The sequence below is a fragment of the Niastella sp. sgz303648 genome, from assembly GCF_059587045.1.
Map to the genome: position 1 here is coordinate 119,063 of NZ_JCAPSW010000015.1, position 13,232 is coordinate 132,294.

The following is a 13,232-nucleotide window of genomic DNA, read 5'->3' on the forward strand; positions in this document are numbered from 1 at the left end:
AATGTTCTGGAAAAACATTTTACTGGTAGGTTTGGGAGGCGGCGTGGGCAGCATAGCCCGCTTTTTGTGCCAGAAATATATTTATACATGGCATCCCCACCCTTTTCCATTCGGAACGCTTACAGTAAATGTAACCGGTTGTTTTTTGATCGGGTTGTTTTATGCGCTTGCCGAAAAAGGTCATCTGCTCACCCCTGAATGGCGCATTTTGCTCACTACAGGGTTCTGCGGCGGCTTTACCACCTTTTCGACCTTTACCCTTGAAAACGTTACGTTGCTCAGAACCGGCGATCTGATGTACTTTTTATGGTACACTGCGGCGAGTGTTATTCTCAGCATATTGGCTACGTGGCTTGGTATTTTCTTGCTGAAATCGTGAATAAAAAGTAACCGGATGCCATTTACCGGTTACCGGGAACTGGTAACCGGTAACCTGAACTTAATACTTAAAACTTAGAACTTACCACTTACTTTTGTTTAAACTAAAAACACAATATGATAACCGTTTCCCATCCCTGGCATGGGGTGCCTCCAGGTGATCAATCTCCACGGATTGTAAATGCAGTAATTGAAATTCCGCAGGGGTCAAGGGCCAAATACGAAATTGATAAAGAAAGTGGTTTATTAAAACTCGACCGCATTATTTATTCTTCTTTCTATTATCCCTGTAACTATGGTTTTATTCCACAAACTTATGGCGATGATAAAGACCCGCTGGATATACTGGTTATCACTTCGCAGCCGGTACAGGCAATGTGCCTGATGCAGGCAAAAGTGATCGGCGTTATGCAAATGATCGACAGCGGCGATGCCGATGATAAGATCATTGCCGTAGCCGCCAATGATCCCAGCGTAAATCACTATAATAACATTGAAGAAATACCAAAGCACTTCTTTGATGAGCTTCGTCACTTTTTTGAAGAGTATAAAAAACTCGAAAACAAATCTGTTCAGGTGAACGAGTTTGGCGACAAATCTACTGCACTGATCATCATTGAAGACGCATTGAAGCTTTATAAAGAAAATTTTAGAAAGTAGTCAGTAAAGACTGAAAGTCGGAAAGTCCGGGAGTTCGAAAGAAAAATACACAATCGGAGTACTTCTTTCCGACTTTCCGTCTTTCCATCTTTCGGACTTTCGGTCTTTTTTAAAAAAACAGCAATGAATATACAAACCGTTTTACTGTTGATCCTGGTAGGGCTTGCTGCCGGTGCATTAAGCGGCATGGTAGGCATAGGCGGAGGAATAATTATAGTACCTGCGCTCGTATACATATTGGGGTTTTCGCAATTACAGGCACAGGGCACCTCGCTTGGCCTGTTACTATTGCCGGTTGGCATACTGGCTGTAGCCAATTATTATAAACAGGGTTATATCGATATAAAAGTTGTAGCCATCATGTGCGCTTCATTTGTACTGGGCGGCTGGCTGGGAAGCAAATTCTCCCTTTCAATTTCGCAGGAAACCGTAAAAAAAATATTCGCTGTGGTGTTACTGCTGGTAGCGGGAAAAATGTTGCTGCTGGATAAATAAATATCCACTTCTTTTCCATTTTTTCTTTTTCCTCCCGACATAGGGTTATTACCAGCCACTGCAAAAAAATAAAAGTGTTTTTCGTGGTAAATTCCTTTGTCCCTGCATCCCATTAGTACCGTTGATTTTCATTACCTATATGAAATGGCTGCTTATTATACCGGTACTGCTTGCTATTGCCTCCTGCAAACAGGAAGAAAAATATCCCTATGCGCTTGCAAACTTTCCCACTAACCTGCGCCCCTGGCTTTTTGAAATTGTAAACGAAGGATTTATTGGCGATAAAACATATGCTTCGAAAGATTCAATAGAAGCGCATATAACAGATAAAGACCTGTTAAAACTAACCCGGAGCGAACATCCGCTTTTGCGCTCGGTAGCTTTATCTATTGCAACCAACCGTAAAAGTATCGATCACTACAATCTGCTCATGAATCACCTCGACGATACCGGCCGCGTAAGCTGGTATTTTCAATGCACCAGTTTCGAATCAATATATGTTAGCGATTATTTAATTATCCGTTACGCATGGGACAATGAAGCGGCTAAACAAAAAACCATTCGTAAAATATTGCAGCACCATATTTACCTGAAATCGGCTTACAGGGCACTTGACAAAACAAACCTGACCGAAGCAGATTATGAAATAGTAAAAAAAATGGCTGAGCGGGATATCAATATGGACATCAGGGGACTCGCCCTGCTTAAGCTGGCAGGCTACCGTAAAGCAACTGATACACCTTTCTTACATGAGGTTTTGAAAGCAAACTCATATGAGTTTACCTGCGAATGTTTTAGTTTAATGACAAATTATCCCGACAACTTTTACAGCAATCTTCTTTACAATTATTCAAGGCGATTTTACAAATCTATGTGCAGTGATGATTTTATTAAAAGGAATAATGCTGAATGTTATTTGAACGCCATAGCAAGTTATAAGAATGAAAAAAGTGCTGAAATACTTAAAAAAATCTTCAATAGAAAGCCTTTCATGCCCTGTTATCCGGGTGATACCAGTTCTTTAAAAAACGTTCTGTACAACGCTATCCTGAACAACCAATGCCCGCTTTACAACGACATGATCGCTATAATAAAACCTATAAAAGAAAAGGAGATAACATTTTATTTGCCCGTCGATTCAGTAAGCGCTCCATTACCTGCCGGTGAAAAACCCAGGGTATGGTGGTAACCAACATAAAGAACTCCTTACTGCAGAAACTATTTATTTTACTGCTGTAAGGAGCTCTTATCTCAATAATCGCTACCTATCAATCTATAGCTATAGATTTTATTCTTACAAATTGTTCGCCATTGGGTCCGCCGCACCAGAAGCCGCTGGCAAAATAATAAGCCAGCTTGTCAGCATTTAGTTCCTGAACAGATAATTTATAGATGTTGGAATTGGTACCGTTCGAAAGCGTTATCATATCGCCATCTATCTGATACCGGTCGAAGTTGTTATTGCGGCTATCTGTAAACGTACCATCCGGATAAAATTGAAGGGTTACAGGGGAGCCGGTATAAGTTAACCATTTACCGCTTCCATCACCGGGGTCGCCCCGTGTCATTTCAAGCTTCCATGCACCAATAATCGAATTGTTTTCGGGGGCACCATCTTTTGATTTTGAACAACCTGAAATCGTTGCAACGATCAGAAAAAGAAAAAGGGTATTTTTCATGAACTAACTTTTACGATTGACCAGTACCGTCATCATACCGTTGCATGTCCAATCGAAATTAATAGATCAGCCTTTTACCCATTAGCCTTGTGCCTTACTGCTTTCTTTTCCTGTATCTTGAACCTTGTCCCCTTATACCTTATACCCTGAGTCTTGTGCCTTGTTTCTTGTGCCTTTATTCAAAATATCTTTTAATTATCCGTAACTGATTTGTTCGTAAACCCGTATCGGTATTCAAAATACCGGCATTATCAATTTTATCAATACGAACCTGACCCGAAGAATGAATAATTTCATGATCGTTCAACAATATGCCAACATGGTTAATACGGCCTTCAGCGTTATCGAAAAAAGCCAGGTCGCCGCAACGGGCTTCCTGTAAAAACCCAACCGCTTCGCCCTGTGTGGCCTGCAAAAATGCATCGCGCAATAAGGGAATATTAAAAAAGCGAAAAACCATTTGGGTAAATCCGCTGCAATCAACGCCAAAAACCGACCGGCCACCCCACAGATACGGCGTATTTAAAAAACGGGTGGCTTTGTCTTTAATAGATTCCGGCGCCGAAGTGGCATTGGCAGCATTCCAGGGTTTGATCAGCCGGTAATCGATCCGTAATACATCTGACAACCGCTTTGCATTTGCCTCATTGATCAGCGGCGTACCCATTGGCACATGGGCCATTACTTCATTAATGGTAACCGGGCTCACCCAGTCGGTTGTAAACAGCTGCGCTTTATCACTGTTTGTCCATTCAGGGGTTAACACCAGCTGACTGCGAAGACACCAGCCTTCATAACCGTCATAAATACATTGCAGTTTTATAAATTCTTTTGTTTCTTCAAGTACCTGCGCGGCCTCTGCCAGCAATAACTGGCTCACCATTTCACTTTTATGCGTCGGTTCGGCCCGTAATGGAGCAACCGGCACCCTGCAAACTGCATATTCCATAATATCGGTTATAATTTTCACAGCAAATGAAGGGAGGAAAAGCCAGAATACAAAATACAATTGGCAATGAGCAACAGGCAATTGACAATGGCAGCAACCCGCAATTGCCGATTGCCCTGCAACGGTTCATTTTCGTCGCCGGAGAAACCACGGCACGGCTTGCATTTTTAAAACAAAAGAAGCCAAAAAAATTTCGGCACAAAATACCAATAACAATTTTACGTTTAGGGCATGCGCGATAAACAAAACACCTGTAAAAATTACATTGATAGTTTTGTGAAAATTTGACAATTATGCATCTTATGAAAAGAAAATAGCTAATTTTCGCATAGTGAAAACAGACCCTAATTCACATATCAGCGATCAGCAATTGCTCAATTCCTTTTACACCAGCCGCGATAACTACTGGCTGGGTGTTTTACTGCAACGTTATACCCTGTTACTGCTGGGAGTTTGCATGAAATACCTGAAAAACGAGGAAGAGGCCAAAGATTGCGTACAACAGGTGTTTTTGAAAGCCATTACCGAACTGCACAAATACCGGGTTGAATATTTTAAATCGTGGTTATACATGGTGGCCAAAAACCATTGCCTGATGAAACTGCGCGATAAACAGGCCCGTACACCGGCCGAAATCAGGGATGAAATGGCCATTACCCCCGAAGATGACAATAATATTCAGTTACATGTTGAAAAAAACCGCCAACTGGAAATGATGAATGATTGCCTCAACGAACTGAACAAAGAACAAAAACAGTGCGTAACTTTGTTTTATCTTGAAAAGCGGTCGTATAACGAAATTGCCGAACGCACCGGATTTAGCCTTATGCAGGTAAAAAGCTATATTCAAAACGGCAAACGAAATCTGAAGATACTATTAGAGCGAAAACTAAATCTTTAACGATATTAACTAATTCACTATTGACCCCGTCCGACCGGGTCATCCGGGCGGGCATTCACCATTGACCTTATTCAGCATGCAACATGAACAATGACTTACTGAACATATTATCAAACAGCAATAAAGACATTGATAACCAGAAGCTGATGGATTACCTGAGCGGTAAACTGTCGGAACAGGAAAAGCATGAGGTCGAAAAATGGATGGTCGACAATGAATTTGAAAATGAGGCGATGGAAGGTTTGCAACAACTGTCGGGCAATAAAAAACTCGATGGATATGTTGATCAGCTGAATAAAGAATTACACCATTACATCAGGCAAAAAAAAGATCGCCGCGAAAAAAGAAAGATCGGCAATTCTTTCTGGGTATACACCGCCATTGTGTTTATTCTTGTAATAATAATAGTGGCATATATGGTTATTAGCAGAATAGGACAGTAAGTAATATTGAATATCGAATGACCAATGTTGAACTTCGAAATTCATAATTCAACATTCATTATTCAATATTTAATACGCGATTTTATCGGGCTTCTCAATCCATTCCTCAAACACCTTCACTACTTTTTCACGGCCTAAATTCACCATTTCAATAATCCTTTCGTGCATGTCACAGGTCAGTTCCCGGTATATCAGCGAATCATCGAAACCGGCGGCGGCGGCATCGTGCCGGGTAGCACCAAAATAAACCTTCTTAGGACGGGCCCAGTAAATAGCGCCCATACACATGGGACAGGGCTCGCAGGAGGTATATATTTCACAGTCGGTTAACTGAAAACTCTGCAGATTTTTACAGGCATCGCGAATAGCCACTACTTCGGCATGGGCCGTGGGGTCGTTTTGAGTGGCCACACTATTACATCCTTTGCCTACAACGGTATCGCCTTTAACGATCACACAACCAAAAGGCCCCCCTACTCCATTGTTCATGCCCTGCCTTGCCAGGTCAACGGCCATTTGCATAAAGTGTTGTTCACGCTCGCCCATAGGAACTGTTTTGTTATCAAATTTAAGGTATAAAGTTTAAGGTTCAAGGTTTAAGGTAGTTGCCGCGGTTTTAAAACTATAAGTATCCTTATACCGGATTAGAATATTAGGGTGTTCCCAAAAATCAGCTTTTCTAAAACTCAACGACACCTTATACTTTATAGCTTAAACTTTATACCTTAAACTTGTATCTTGTATCCGGTAATAAACATAATTATGATAAAACGACTTCTCCTGTTCATGACCGTACTGTGGTTAACAGATACCTATGCCCAAAAGATCAGTTACGTAGTTTCATTTCCCAACATTATTCACCACGAAGCCCTTATTACATTAACGGCTTCGGCCATTCCGCCGGGCAAAGCCACGTTTCGTATGAGCCGCTCTTCTCCCGGCCGCTATGCCACCCATGAATTTGGTAAAAATGTGTATGATGTAAAAGCATTTGATCAGGCAGGTAATCCTGTAACGGTTAACCGCATCGATGGCGATGTATACGAAGTGCCTAAACAAAACGGGTATGTTCGTATCGATTATACCTTATATGCCGATTATGCCGACGGTACTTATTCGGGTATCGACGAAAGCAGCATTCACCTGAATATGCCGGCCACTTTTATGTGGATCAAAGGTTTTGATAAAGCGCCCATCGATGTTACATTTAATATAACTGCCGATAAAAAATTTACGATAGCCACGCAGTTAAAACCCACTGGTAACCCTTATCAATTTACAGCACCGGGTTTGCAGTACTTTATGGATTGCCCTACCAAAATCGGTAATCTTGTTTGGAAAGAATGGAGCATCAAAAACGCCAATGGCAACAACTATACATTTCGCCTTGCGCTGGAAGCAACTACCAGCGATTCAACAGCAGCTGCATTTGCCGCCAAAGTGAAACGCATTACCGAAGAAGCACAGGCCGTATATGGCGAAGTGCCCGCATATGATTACGGCACTTATACTTTTATTGCCAGCATCAATCCTTATGTTGATGGCGATGGCATGGAGCATCGCAATTCAACCATGATTAGCATACCTGTTGAATTTAACGGCAACAATCAGTTACTGGGTGTTTTTTCGCACGAATTTTTCCATTGCTGGAATGTAGAACGCATTCGCCCCAAAACACTGGAGCCATTCAACTTCGAAAAAAGCAACATGAGCAACGAACTGTGGTGTGCCGAAGGATTTACACAATACTATGGCGAATTGTTATTAACAAGGGCCGGTTTAAAACCAAAGGAACAATTACTGATTTCATTAACCAATCTGATCAATACGAAAGAAAATTCGGCCGGCGCCAAACGATTCTCACCTGCAGAAATGAGCCGCCACGCTGTTTTTGTTGATGCCGGGGTATCGGTAGACCGAACCAATTATCCCAACATGTTCAGCTCCTATTATCCCTATGGTGGCGCTATAGCACTGGCGCTTGACCTTACGCTGCGCACCCGTTTCAGGCTGACGCTTGATGATTACATGACTGCATTATGGAAACGGTTTGGAAAAACAGAGATCGCATATACCATTCCGGGGCTCGAAGAAGTGCTGGCGCAGGTCACCGGCGATAAAACATTTGCAGCAGATTTTTTTACCCGCTATATCACCGGTCACGAATCGTTTAATTACAAACCATTGCTCGAAAGGGCCGGTCTGCAACTTAAAATACAACAGCCTGGTAAAGCCTGGTTAGGGCCCGTGCAATTTGAAGAAGGTAATACAACCATCAACTCCAATACAGTTATTGGTACTCCTCTATACAATGCCGGTTTGGATTACCAGGATGCAATGCTGCAACTGGACGGTAAACTGGTGGCCAGACCAGCCGATATTGCTGAAATACTCAGCCGTCACAAAACCGGTGATGTAGTGAACATTCAGTATAAACATCGTACTGATGTAAAAACTGCCACCGTTACATTAGGCGAAAACCCCGCCTTTATGCTTACTACCTATGAACAGGAAGGCATGACCACAACCAACGACATGCTTGAGTTTCGTAATGCATGGCTGGGCACGAAAGTTAAATAAGTCGGGAAGTCCGAAAGAAAGTTGCTGATAATGGGGTCTTTCTTTCGGACTTGCAGACTTTACTGACTTTCGGACTTATTCTATATCTTTCATATGTAAAAAGCCTACATATGAAGAAAACCTTCTGTTTCGTTTGTTCGTGTTATTTAATCGCTTCGTGTAAGGCACCCAGGTATAGCTATGTATCTCCAACGATGAACACTCCAACCTATAGTCATGCCGGTGAAGGGCAGATGGGCGTGCAGTTTGGCTCGGCAGGTTTGGCCGGCAAGTGCGGAATAGCGCTTACACAAAACATTAATATTAATGCCTGGGGCAGCATATTTCCCGGATCAAACAAGGGGTATGATAGCCGGGAAGCCGAGTTGTCGATCGGCTTTAAATCCCAGCCTTAGGTTTTTTATAAATACCCTTTTAGCAGCATTCCGTGATAAAAATTACCATAGCCCAAACCTCTGAAACATTAGAAGTGCCCCTACCATTCTTTGGATATGATTTCTTCCTTTATACATGTACAACGCACACAAACGACTAAAGACGATAAGTTTTCACCACTTTAGCCCTACCCCCAAATCACCACGTCTCGTCTGCAAAAAATCATCTTATGTCCCCAAGTGAACTTTTTTCATTTGCAGGGAAATGATACCGTCTGCAAGGAAACTTTTTATGTCCGCAAGCGAACTAATTGGCTCTGCAAGCGAACTTTTTTCGTTTGTAGGGAAAAGATACCGCCTGCAAGGGAACTTTGTATGTCCTCAAGCGAACCCCCCCCTTTGCAGCCTTGCAAACGGTATTAGTTACCATGTTGAAGCAAAAAGTTCCCTTGTTTTAGCAACTACTTCCCATACATGAGCTGTTAGTTCCCTGGTTGAACCAAAAAACTTCCCATGTTTGACCAGGAAGTTCCCTCGCAGAAGCAAAAACATCCCCTACGTTACCTGTTAGTTCCCTGGTTGGAGTAAAAAAGTTCCGTAGCAGAAGCAAAAAGATTCCATACATTCACTACAAGTTCCCTTGTACACTAAAACCCACCCATAACACCCAATATCTTCCTCAACTCCTCTTCATTTGCAAGATATAAATGCCCCGCATCGGAAATGGCAGGGTTGTGAAATGTCAATTGATCGGGGGCGATAATTCTTGCTGAAGTATGAAATTCCACAGCGCCCGTTTCTTTTATCAGATTACCAATATTCGAAGACCGAACACCGGCGCCGGGCATGATGATAATACGGCCGTCGGCCTGCTGTACCAGTTTTGCCAGTAAGGCCGCTCCTTCAGGCGCAGCGCTTTTTTGTCCGCTGGTAAGTATACGTTCACATCCACTCGCTATGATTTCTTCCAGGGCCTGAAACGCATCGGGCGTAGCATCAAAAACACGGTGACAGGTAACGCCCATGGGATAAGCCCATTCAACGATGCGTTTTAATTTGTCGGTATCTATTTCTCCATCTTGCTTTTGCAACCCGGTTGAAATACCATCACACCCAAGCTGTTTGCATAAAAGAATATCCTGTTTTATGATAGCAAACTCTTCGTCGTCGTATAAAAAATTGCCTCCACGCGGACGTATAATCGGATACAAAGCAATAGATATCTTTTCACGGGTTTCCCTGATAGTTCCATACGAAGGCGTTGTTCCTCCCTCAACCGGATTATCGCATAACTCAACCCGTGCAGCCCCCGCCTTTTGCGCTATAATGGAAGATTGAATATTGAAGGCACAAACCTCTAAGACTACAGACATGTTGTTTTTGTTTTTGAGTTGCCGAAATGCAAGTTGGCAATTGACAGTTGGCAATAGTCGCGGCTTGCCCATTCACCATTGACCATTCACCATTCACCAGATGCTTTTCGCCGGCACCAGCTTCTCTTCTTTCGCCGATTTTACTGCAAATGAAAATCCTTTCTGTAAGGCGTACCCGCCATACTGTCCTTTTTTATTCACTGCAATAAATCCAACCTGCAGTGTTTTGGCTTTGGCAGGATTGCGACTGATGATGCGTTCTACGGCTTTTTTACAGGCCGCTTCGGGAGCCAGCCCCTGCCGCATTAATTCAACCACAAGGTGCGAACCAACAATACGTATCACTTCTTCACCCACACCGGTTGAGGTGGCAGCGCCTACTTCATTATCAACATATAAACCGGCGCCGATAATGGGCGAATCCCCTACACGGCCATGCATTTTAAAAGCCATGCCGCTGGTAGTACAGGCGCCGCTGAAATTGCCGGTGGCATCCATGGCAATCATACCAATGGTATCGTGATTCGATGGTCCGCCGGGCATGGCGCCGCCTGCCTGCGGTTTATATAATTTATTCTCGATATTAATTACCGGTTCGTATTTCGATGTTTTTAACCATTCCTTCCAGGCCTTTTCACTTTCAGGAGTTAACAGATTTTCTTTTTGAAATCCGTTGGCCAATGCAAACTGCAAAGCCCCATCACCCACCAATACCACATGCGGTGTTTTTTCCATCACCAGCCGCGCAACAGCTATCGGATGTTTAATATATTCCAAACACATCACCGATCCACAATTGTAATGCTCGTCCATAATACAGGCATCGAGCGTAACACGTCCGTCGCGATCGGGTAATCCGCCATAGCCAACCGACTGATTATTGGGGTCGGCTTCCGGTATTTTTACACCTGCCTCAACAGCATCCAATGCCCTGCCACCTTTGCCAAGTATCGTCCATGCTTCGGTATTGGCTGCTGCACCAAAATCCCATGTTGAAATAACAAGAGGATCTCCCTTAACAGGTGCATCATAACTACCTGATTCGGCCAATAATTTTTTTCCGGTTAGTAGTCCCAGTGAACTGAACAGTGATGCCTGCAGAAATTTCCTACGCGATGACATATCTTTTGATTTCAGATTTATTTATTGAGTAAAGTTAATCAGTTAACAAGTTGACAAGTTAATAAGAGCAATGAGGTTAGGGTATTACTTGTTAACTTTTTAACATGTTAACATTTCAACTAAAAGCCAACCACTCATCAACTTTTCAACTTATTAATCAACCAATTTTATCAACTTATTCACCAATAACTTACTTTTAAAAAACACCTAAAATTAAGGGGATCAAATGAAAAAAATTTTTCTTTTACCTTTTACGCTTTTGCTAATCAGTTTTGCAAATGCGCAATACGAGCAGGATTCAGCCTGGTTCAGGGATAACTATTATAAGAAGGAATCATTAATACCCATGCGTGATGGTGTAAAGCTTTTCACCGCAGCGTACATACCTAAAGATGTTACAGAAAAGCATCCTGTTTTATTAGTACGTACACCGTATTCATGTTACCCGTATGGAGAAAACAGTTTTAATCCCGGCTTCTGGCAGCGGTATTTCCGCTATTATGCTCGCGAAGGTTATATTGTTGTATATCAGGATGTACGCGGTCGCGTGATGAGTGAAGGAACATTTGTAGACGTACGCCCTTTTATTGCCAACAAAAAAACAAATCAGGATATCGATGAAGCCAGCGACACCTACGACACCATCGACTGGCTGATAAAAAATATTCAAAACAATAATGGCAATGTAGGCGTAATGGGCATCTCGTACCCCGGCTTCTATTCAACCATGGCCGCGCTTAGCGGGCATCCGGCATTAAAGGCTGTAAGTCCACAGGCGCCGGTTACCGACTGGTTCGCAGGCGACGACTTTCATCACAACGGCGCTTTTTTTCTGATGGATGCCTGGGCTTTTTATGCCGGCGGTTTTGGTACGCCACGTCCTGTTCCCAATAAAGACAGGTACAGACCTATGGTTAAAATGACCAGCAAGGATAATTATGATTATTATCTGCGCATCGGTTCGTTAAAAAACTTTATGGCCCTTACACACGACAGCATGCAATTCTGGAACGATCTGTACGCTCATCCCAATTACGACGAATGGTGGAAAGCGCGTAGCGTTCGCAACTTTGTAAATAATGTTCCTGCTACCACTGCAACGCTTGTAGTAGGCGGCTTATTCGATGCCGAAGATTGCTTTGGCGCCTGGAGAACTTACGAAGCCATTGAACAAAAAGCAAAAAATACCAATCGGCTGGTGATGGGTCCCTGGTATCATGGCCAGTGGGCATCTGCAGACGGAACACGTATGGGTAACGTACGCTTTGGTTCCAACACCAGCACCTGGTACCAGAACAATATCGAAATTCCATTCTTTAATTATTACCTGAAAGGAAAAGGCGATATATCGAAACTGGCCGAAGCCAACGTATTCATCAGCGGCGCCAATGAATGGAAACAATTTGCCCAATGGCCACCTGCCGAAAAAAAGGATGAGTTGTTGTACCTGCAGCCCAATGGCAAACTGGCCTGGGAAAAGCCTTCGGCCAAAAACAATTTCAGTGAATATGTAAGCGATCCGGCCCATCCGGTGCCTTATGCCGAAGATGTGCACTTTACCCGCACGCGCGATTATATGACCGATGATCAGCGCTTTGCCGGCCGTCGCGCCGATGTGTTAACGTTTCAAACCGATGTGTTGAATAACGATGTTACAGTGACCGGTACGGTAGTAGCCGATTTATTGACCAGCATTACTACAACAGACGCTGATTTTATTGTGAAAGTAATTGATGTATTTCCCGATGATTTTAGCTATCCGGGTATAGAGAACAATCAGTCGCGCGATGCCGGCGGCCCCCACCCCATGAGCGGTTACCAGATGCTGGTGCGCGGCGAAGTGATGAGAGGCCGTTTCCGAAACAGTTTTTCAGCACCTGAAGCATTTAAACCCAATAAAACCGAACGGGTAAAATTTGAACTGCCCGATGTAGCGCATACTTTTCAAAAGGGACATCGCATTATGGTGCAGATACAAAGCACCTGGTTTCCGCTGGTAGACCGCAACCCGCAGAAATTTACAGATATCTATCACTGTGATGACAGTGATTTTCAGAAGGCGACTATTCGTATCTATCACGATGCTGCGAATAGCAGTAATATCGTGTTGCCGGTGCTGAAATAAGTTTAGCAGTTAACGAGTTGACAAGTTGAAAAGTTAACAGGTTTACAAGGCCATAACCAGTTAACTTTTCAACTATTTAACTTATCAACTTTTCAACTAATCAACTTACCTTCATTACAAAAAAACCGGAAAGGACACTATTTAGTACCGAAT

Annotated in this window: 14 protein-coding genes; 9 read left to right on the forward strand and 5 right to left on the reverse strand. The window is 43.0% G+C overall.

Features of this window, described 5'->3' with window-relative positions; translation table 11 throughout:
* Position 1: 1 nt before the first annotated feature.
* From crcB to AC59IL_RS31005, 4 genes are all read left to right on the forward strand, one after another.
* Positions 2-379 (forward strand): fluoride efflux transporter CrcB, encoded by a 378-nt coding sequence (gene crcB / locus AC59IL_RS30990; protein ID WP_496556130.1) that lies wholly within the window; start codon positions 2-4, stop codon positions 377-379.
* A gap of 116 nt (positions 380-495) precedes the next feature.
* On the forward strand, positions 496-1,038 hold the full coding sequence (locus AC59IL_RS30995) for an inorganic diphosphatase (protein WP_496556131.1): 543 nt from the start codon (positions 496-498) through the stop codon (positions 1,036-1,038).
* Positions 1,039-1,083: 45 nt separating this feature from the next.
* The gene (locus tag AC59IL_RS31000; RefSeq protein WP_496556195.1) at positions 1,084-1,533 is read left to right on the forward strand and encodes a sulfite exporter TauE/SafE family protein; all 450 of its coding nucleotides are present in this window, start codon (positions 1,084-1,086) and stop codon (positions 1,531-1,533) included.
* A 139-nt stretch (positions 1,534-1,672) separates the two neighbouring features.
* Entirely contained in the window at positions 1,673-2,722 is a 1,050-nt protein-coding gene (locus AC59IL_RS31005) for a hypothetical protein (RefSeq protein WP_496556132.1), read from the forward strand.
* 79 nt (positions 2,723-2,801) lie between these two features.
* On the opposite strand, the gene AC59IL_RS31010 is transcribed toward AC59IL_RS31005, so the two are convergent.
* Both AC59IL_RS31010 and AC59IL_RS31015 read right to left on the reverse strand, forming a co-directional pair.
* Positions 2,802-3,212, reverse strand: a complete 411-nt coding sequence (locus AC59IL_RS31010; protein WP_496556133.1) for a hypothetical protein — start codon at positions 3,210-3,212, stop codon at positions 2,802-2,804.
* 175 nt (positions 3,213-3,387) lie between these two features.
* Positions 3,388-4,161 carry a C40 family peptidase gene (locus AC59IL_RS31015; RefSeq protein WP_496556134.1) on the reverse strand — a complete coding sequence of 258 codons (774 nt, stop codon included), beginning with the start codon at positions 4,159-4,161 and terminating at the stop codon, positions 3,388-3,390.
* Positions 4,162-4,492: 331 nt separating this feature from the next.
* Here AC59IL_RS31015 and AC59IL_RS31020 point away from each other — a divergent pair, with 331 nt between their 5' ends.
* Complete coding sequence (locus AC59IL_RS31020; protein WP_496556135.1) at positions 4,493-5,062, forward strand: RNA polymerase sigma factor; 570 nt, start codon at positions 4,493-4,495, stop codon at positions 5,060-5,062.
* A gap of 83 nt (positions 5,063-5,145) precedes the next feature.
* Positions 5,146-5,505, forward strand: coding sequence for a hypothetical protein (locus AC59IL_RS31025; RefSeq protein WP_496556136.1), 360 nt, complete (start codon positions 5,146-5,148; stop codon positions 5,503-5,505).
* Between the two features lie 69 nt (positions 5,506-5,574).
* On the opposite strand, the gene AC59IL_RS31030 is transcribed toward AC59IL_RS31025, so the two are convergent.
* On the reverse strand, positions 5,575-6,051 hold the full coding sequence (locus AC59IL_RS31030) for a nucleoside deaminase (protein ID WP_496556137.1): 477 nt from the start codon (positions 6,049-6,051) through the stop codon (positions 5,575-5,577).
* A 216-nt stretch (positions 6,052-6,267) separates the two neighbouring features.
* Between AC59IL_RS31030 and AC59IL_RS31035 the strand changes: the two genes are divergently transcribed.
* Positions 6,268-8,085, forward strand: coding sequence for a M61 family metallopeptidase (locus AC59IL_RS31035; RefSeq protein WP_496556138.1), 1,818 nt, complete (start codon positions 6,268-6,270; stop codon positions 8,083-8,085).
* Between the two features lie 110 nt (positions 8,086-8,195).
* On the forward strand, positions 8,196-8,480 hold the full coding sequence (locus AC59IL_RS31040) for a hypothetical protein (protein ID WP_496556139.1): 285 nt from the start codon (positions 8,196-8,198) through the stop codon (positions 8,478-8,480).
* A 626-nt stretch (positions 8,481-9,106) separates the two neighbouring features.
* Here the strand turns inward: AC59IL_RS31040 and AC59IL_RS31045 are convergent.
* Positions 9,107-9,832 (reverse strand): copper homeostasis protein CutC, encoded by a 726-nt coding sequence (locus tag AC59IL_RS31045; RefSeq protein ID WP_496556140.1) that lies wholly within the window; start codon positions 9,830-9,832, stop codon positions 9,107-9,109.
* Positions 9,833-9,925: 93 nt separating this feature from the next.
* On the reverse strand, positions 9,926-10,954 hold the full coding sequence (locus tag AC59IL_RS31050) for a glycosylasparaginase (protein WP_496556141.1): 1,029 nt from the start codon (positions 10,952-10,954) through the stop codon (positions 9,926-9,928).
* Positions 10,955-11,180: 226 nt separating this feature from the next.
* Here AC59IL_RS31050 and AC59IL_RS31055 point away from each other — a divergent pair, with 226 nt between their 5' ends.
* Positions 11,181-13,079, forward strand: coding sequence for a CocE/NonD family hydrolase (locus AC59IL_RS31055; RefSeq protein ID WP_496556142.1), 1,899 nt, complete (start codon positions 11,181-11,183; stop codon positions 13,077-13,079).
* Positions 13,080-13,232 lie beyond the last annotated feature (153 nt).

What these genes read in the sequence shown, in the direction of transcription:
- crcB (WP_496556130.1), top strand. Translation starts at nt 2, where the DNA reads ATGTTCTGGAAAAACATTTTACTGGTAGGTTTGGGAGGCGGCGTGGGC.
- AC59IL_RS30995 (WP_496556131.1), top strand. Translation starts at nt 496, where the DNA reads ATGATAACCGTTTCCCATCCCTGGCATGGGGTGCCTCCAGGTGATCAA.
- AC59IL_RS31005 (WP_496556132.1), top strand. Translation starts at nt 1,673, where the DNA reads ATGAAATGGCTGCTTATTATACCGGTACTGCTTGCTATTGCCTCCTGC.
- AC59IL_RS31010 (WP_496556133.1), bottom strand. Translation starts at nt 3,212, where the DNA reads ATGAAAAATACCCTTTTTCTTTTTCTGATCGTTGCAACGATTTCAGGT.
- AC59IL_RS31015 (WP_496556134.1), bottom strand. Translation starts at nt 4,161, where the DNA reads ATGGAATATGCAGTTTGCAGGGTGCCGGTTGCTCCATTACGGGCCGAA.
- AC59IL_RS31025 (WP_496556136.1), top strand. Translation starts at nt 5,146, where the DNA reads ATGAACAATGACTTACTGAACATATTATCAAACAGCAATAAAGACATT.
- AC59IL_RS31030 (WP_496556137.1), bottom strand. Translation starts at nt 6,051, where the DNA reads ATGGGCGAGCGTGAACAACACTTTATGCAAATGGCCGTTGACCTGGCA.
- AC59IL_RS31035 (WP_496556138.1), top strand. Translation starts at nt 6,268, where the DNA reads ATGATAAAACGACTTCTCCTGTTCATGACCGTACTGTGGTTAACAGAT.
- AC59IL_RS31040 (WP_496556139.1), top strand. Translation starts at nt 8,196, where the DNA reads ATGAAGAAAACCTTCTGTTTCGTTTGTTCGTGTTATTTAATCGCTTCG.
- AC59IL_RS31045 (WP_496556140.1), bottom strand. Translation starts at nt 9,832, where the DNA reads ATGTCTGTAGTCTTAGAGGTTTGTGCCTTCAATATTCAATCTTCCATT.
- AC59IL_RS31050 (WP_496556141.1), bottom strand. Translation starts at nt 10,954, where the DNA reads ATGTCATCGCGTAGGAAATTTCTGCAGGCATCACTGTTCAGTTCACTG.
- AC59IL_RS31055 (WP_496556142.1), top strand. Translation starts at nt 11,181, where the DNA reads ATGAAAAAAATTTTTCTTTTACCTTTTACGCTTTTGCTAATCAGTTTT.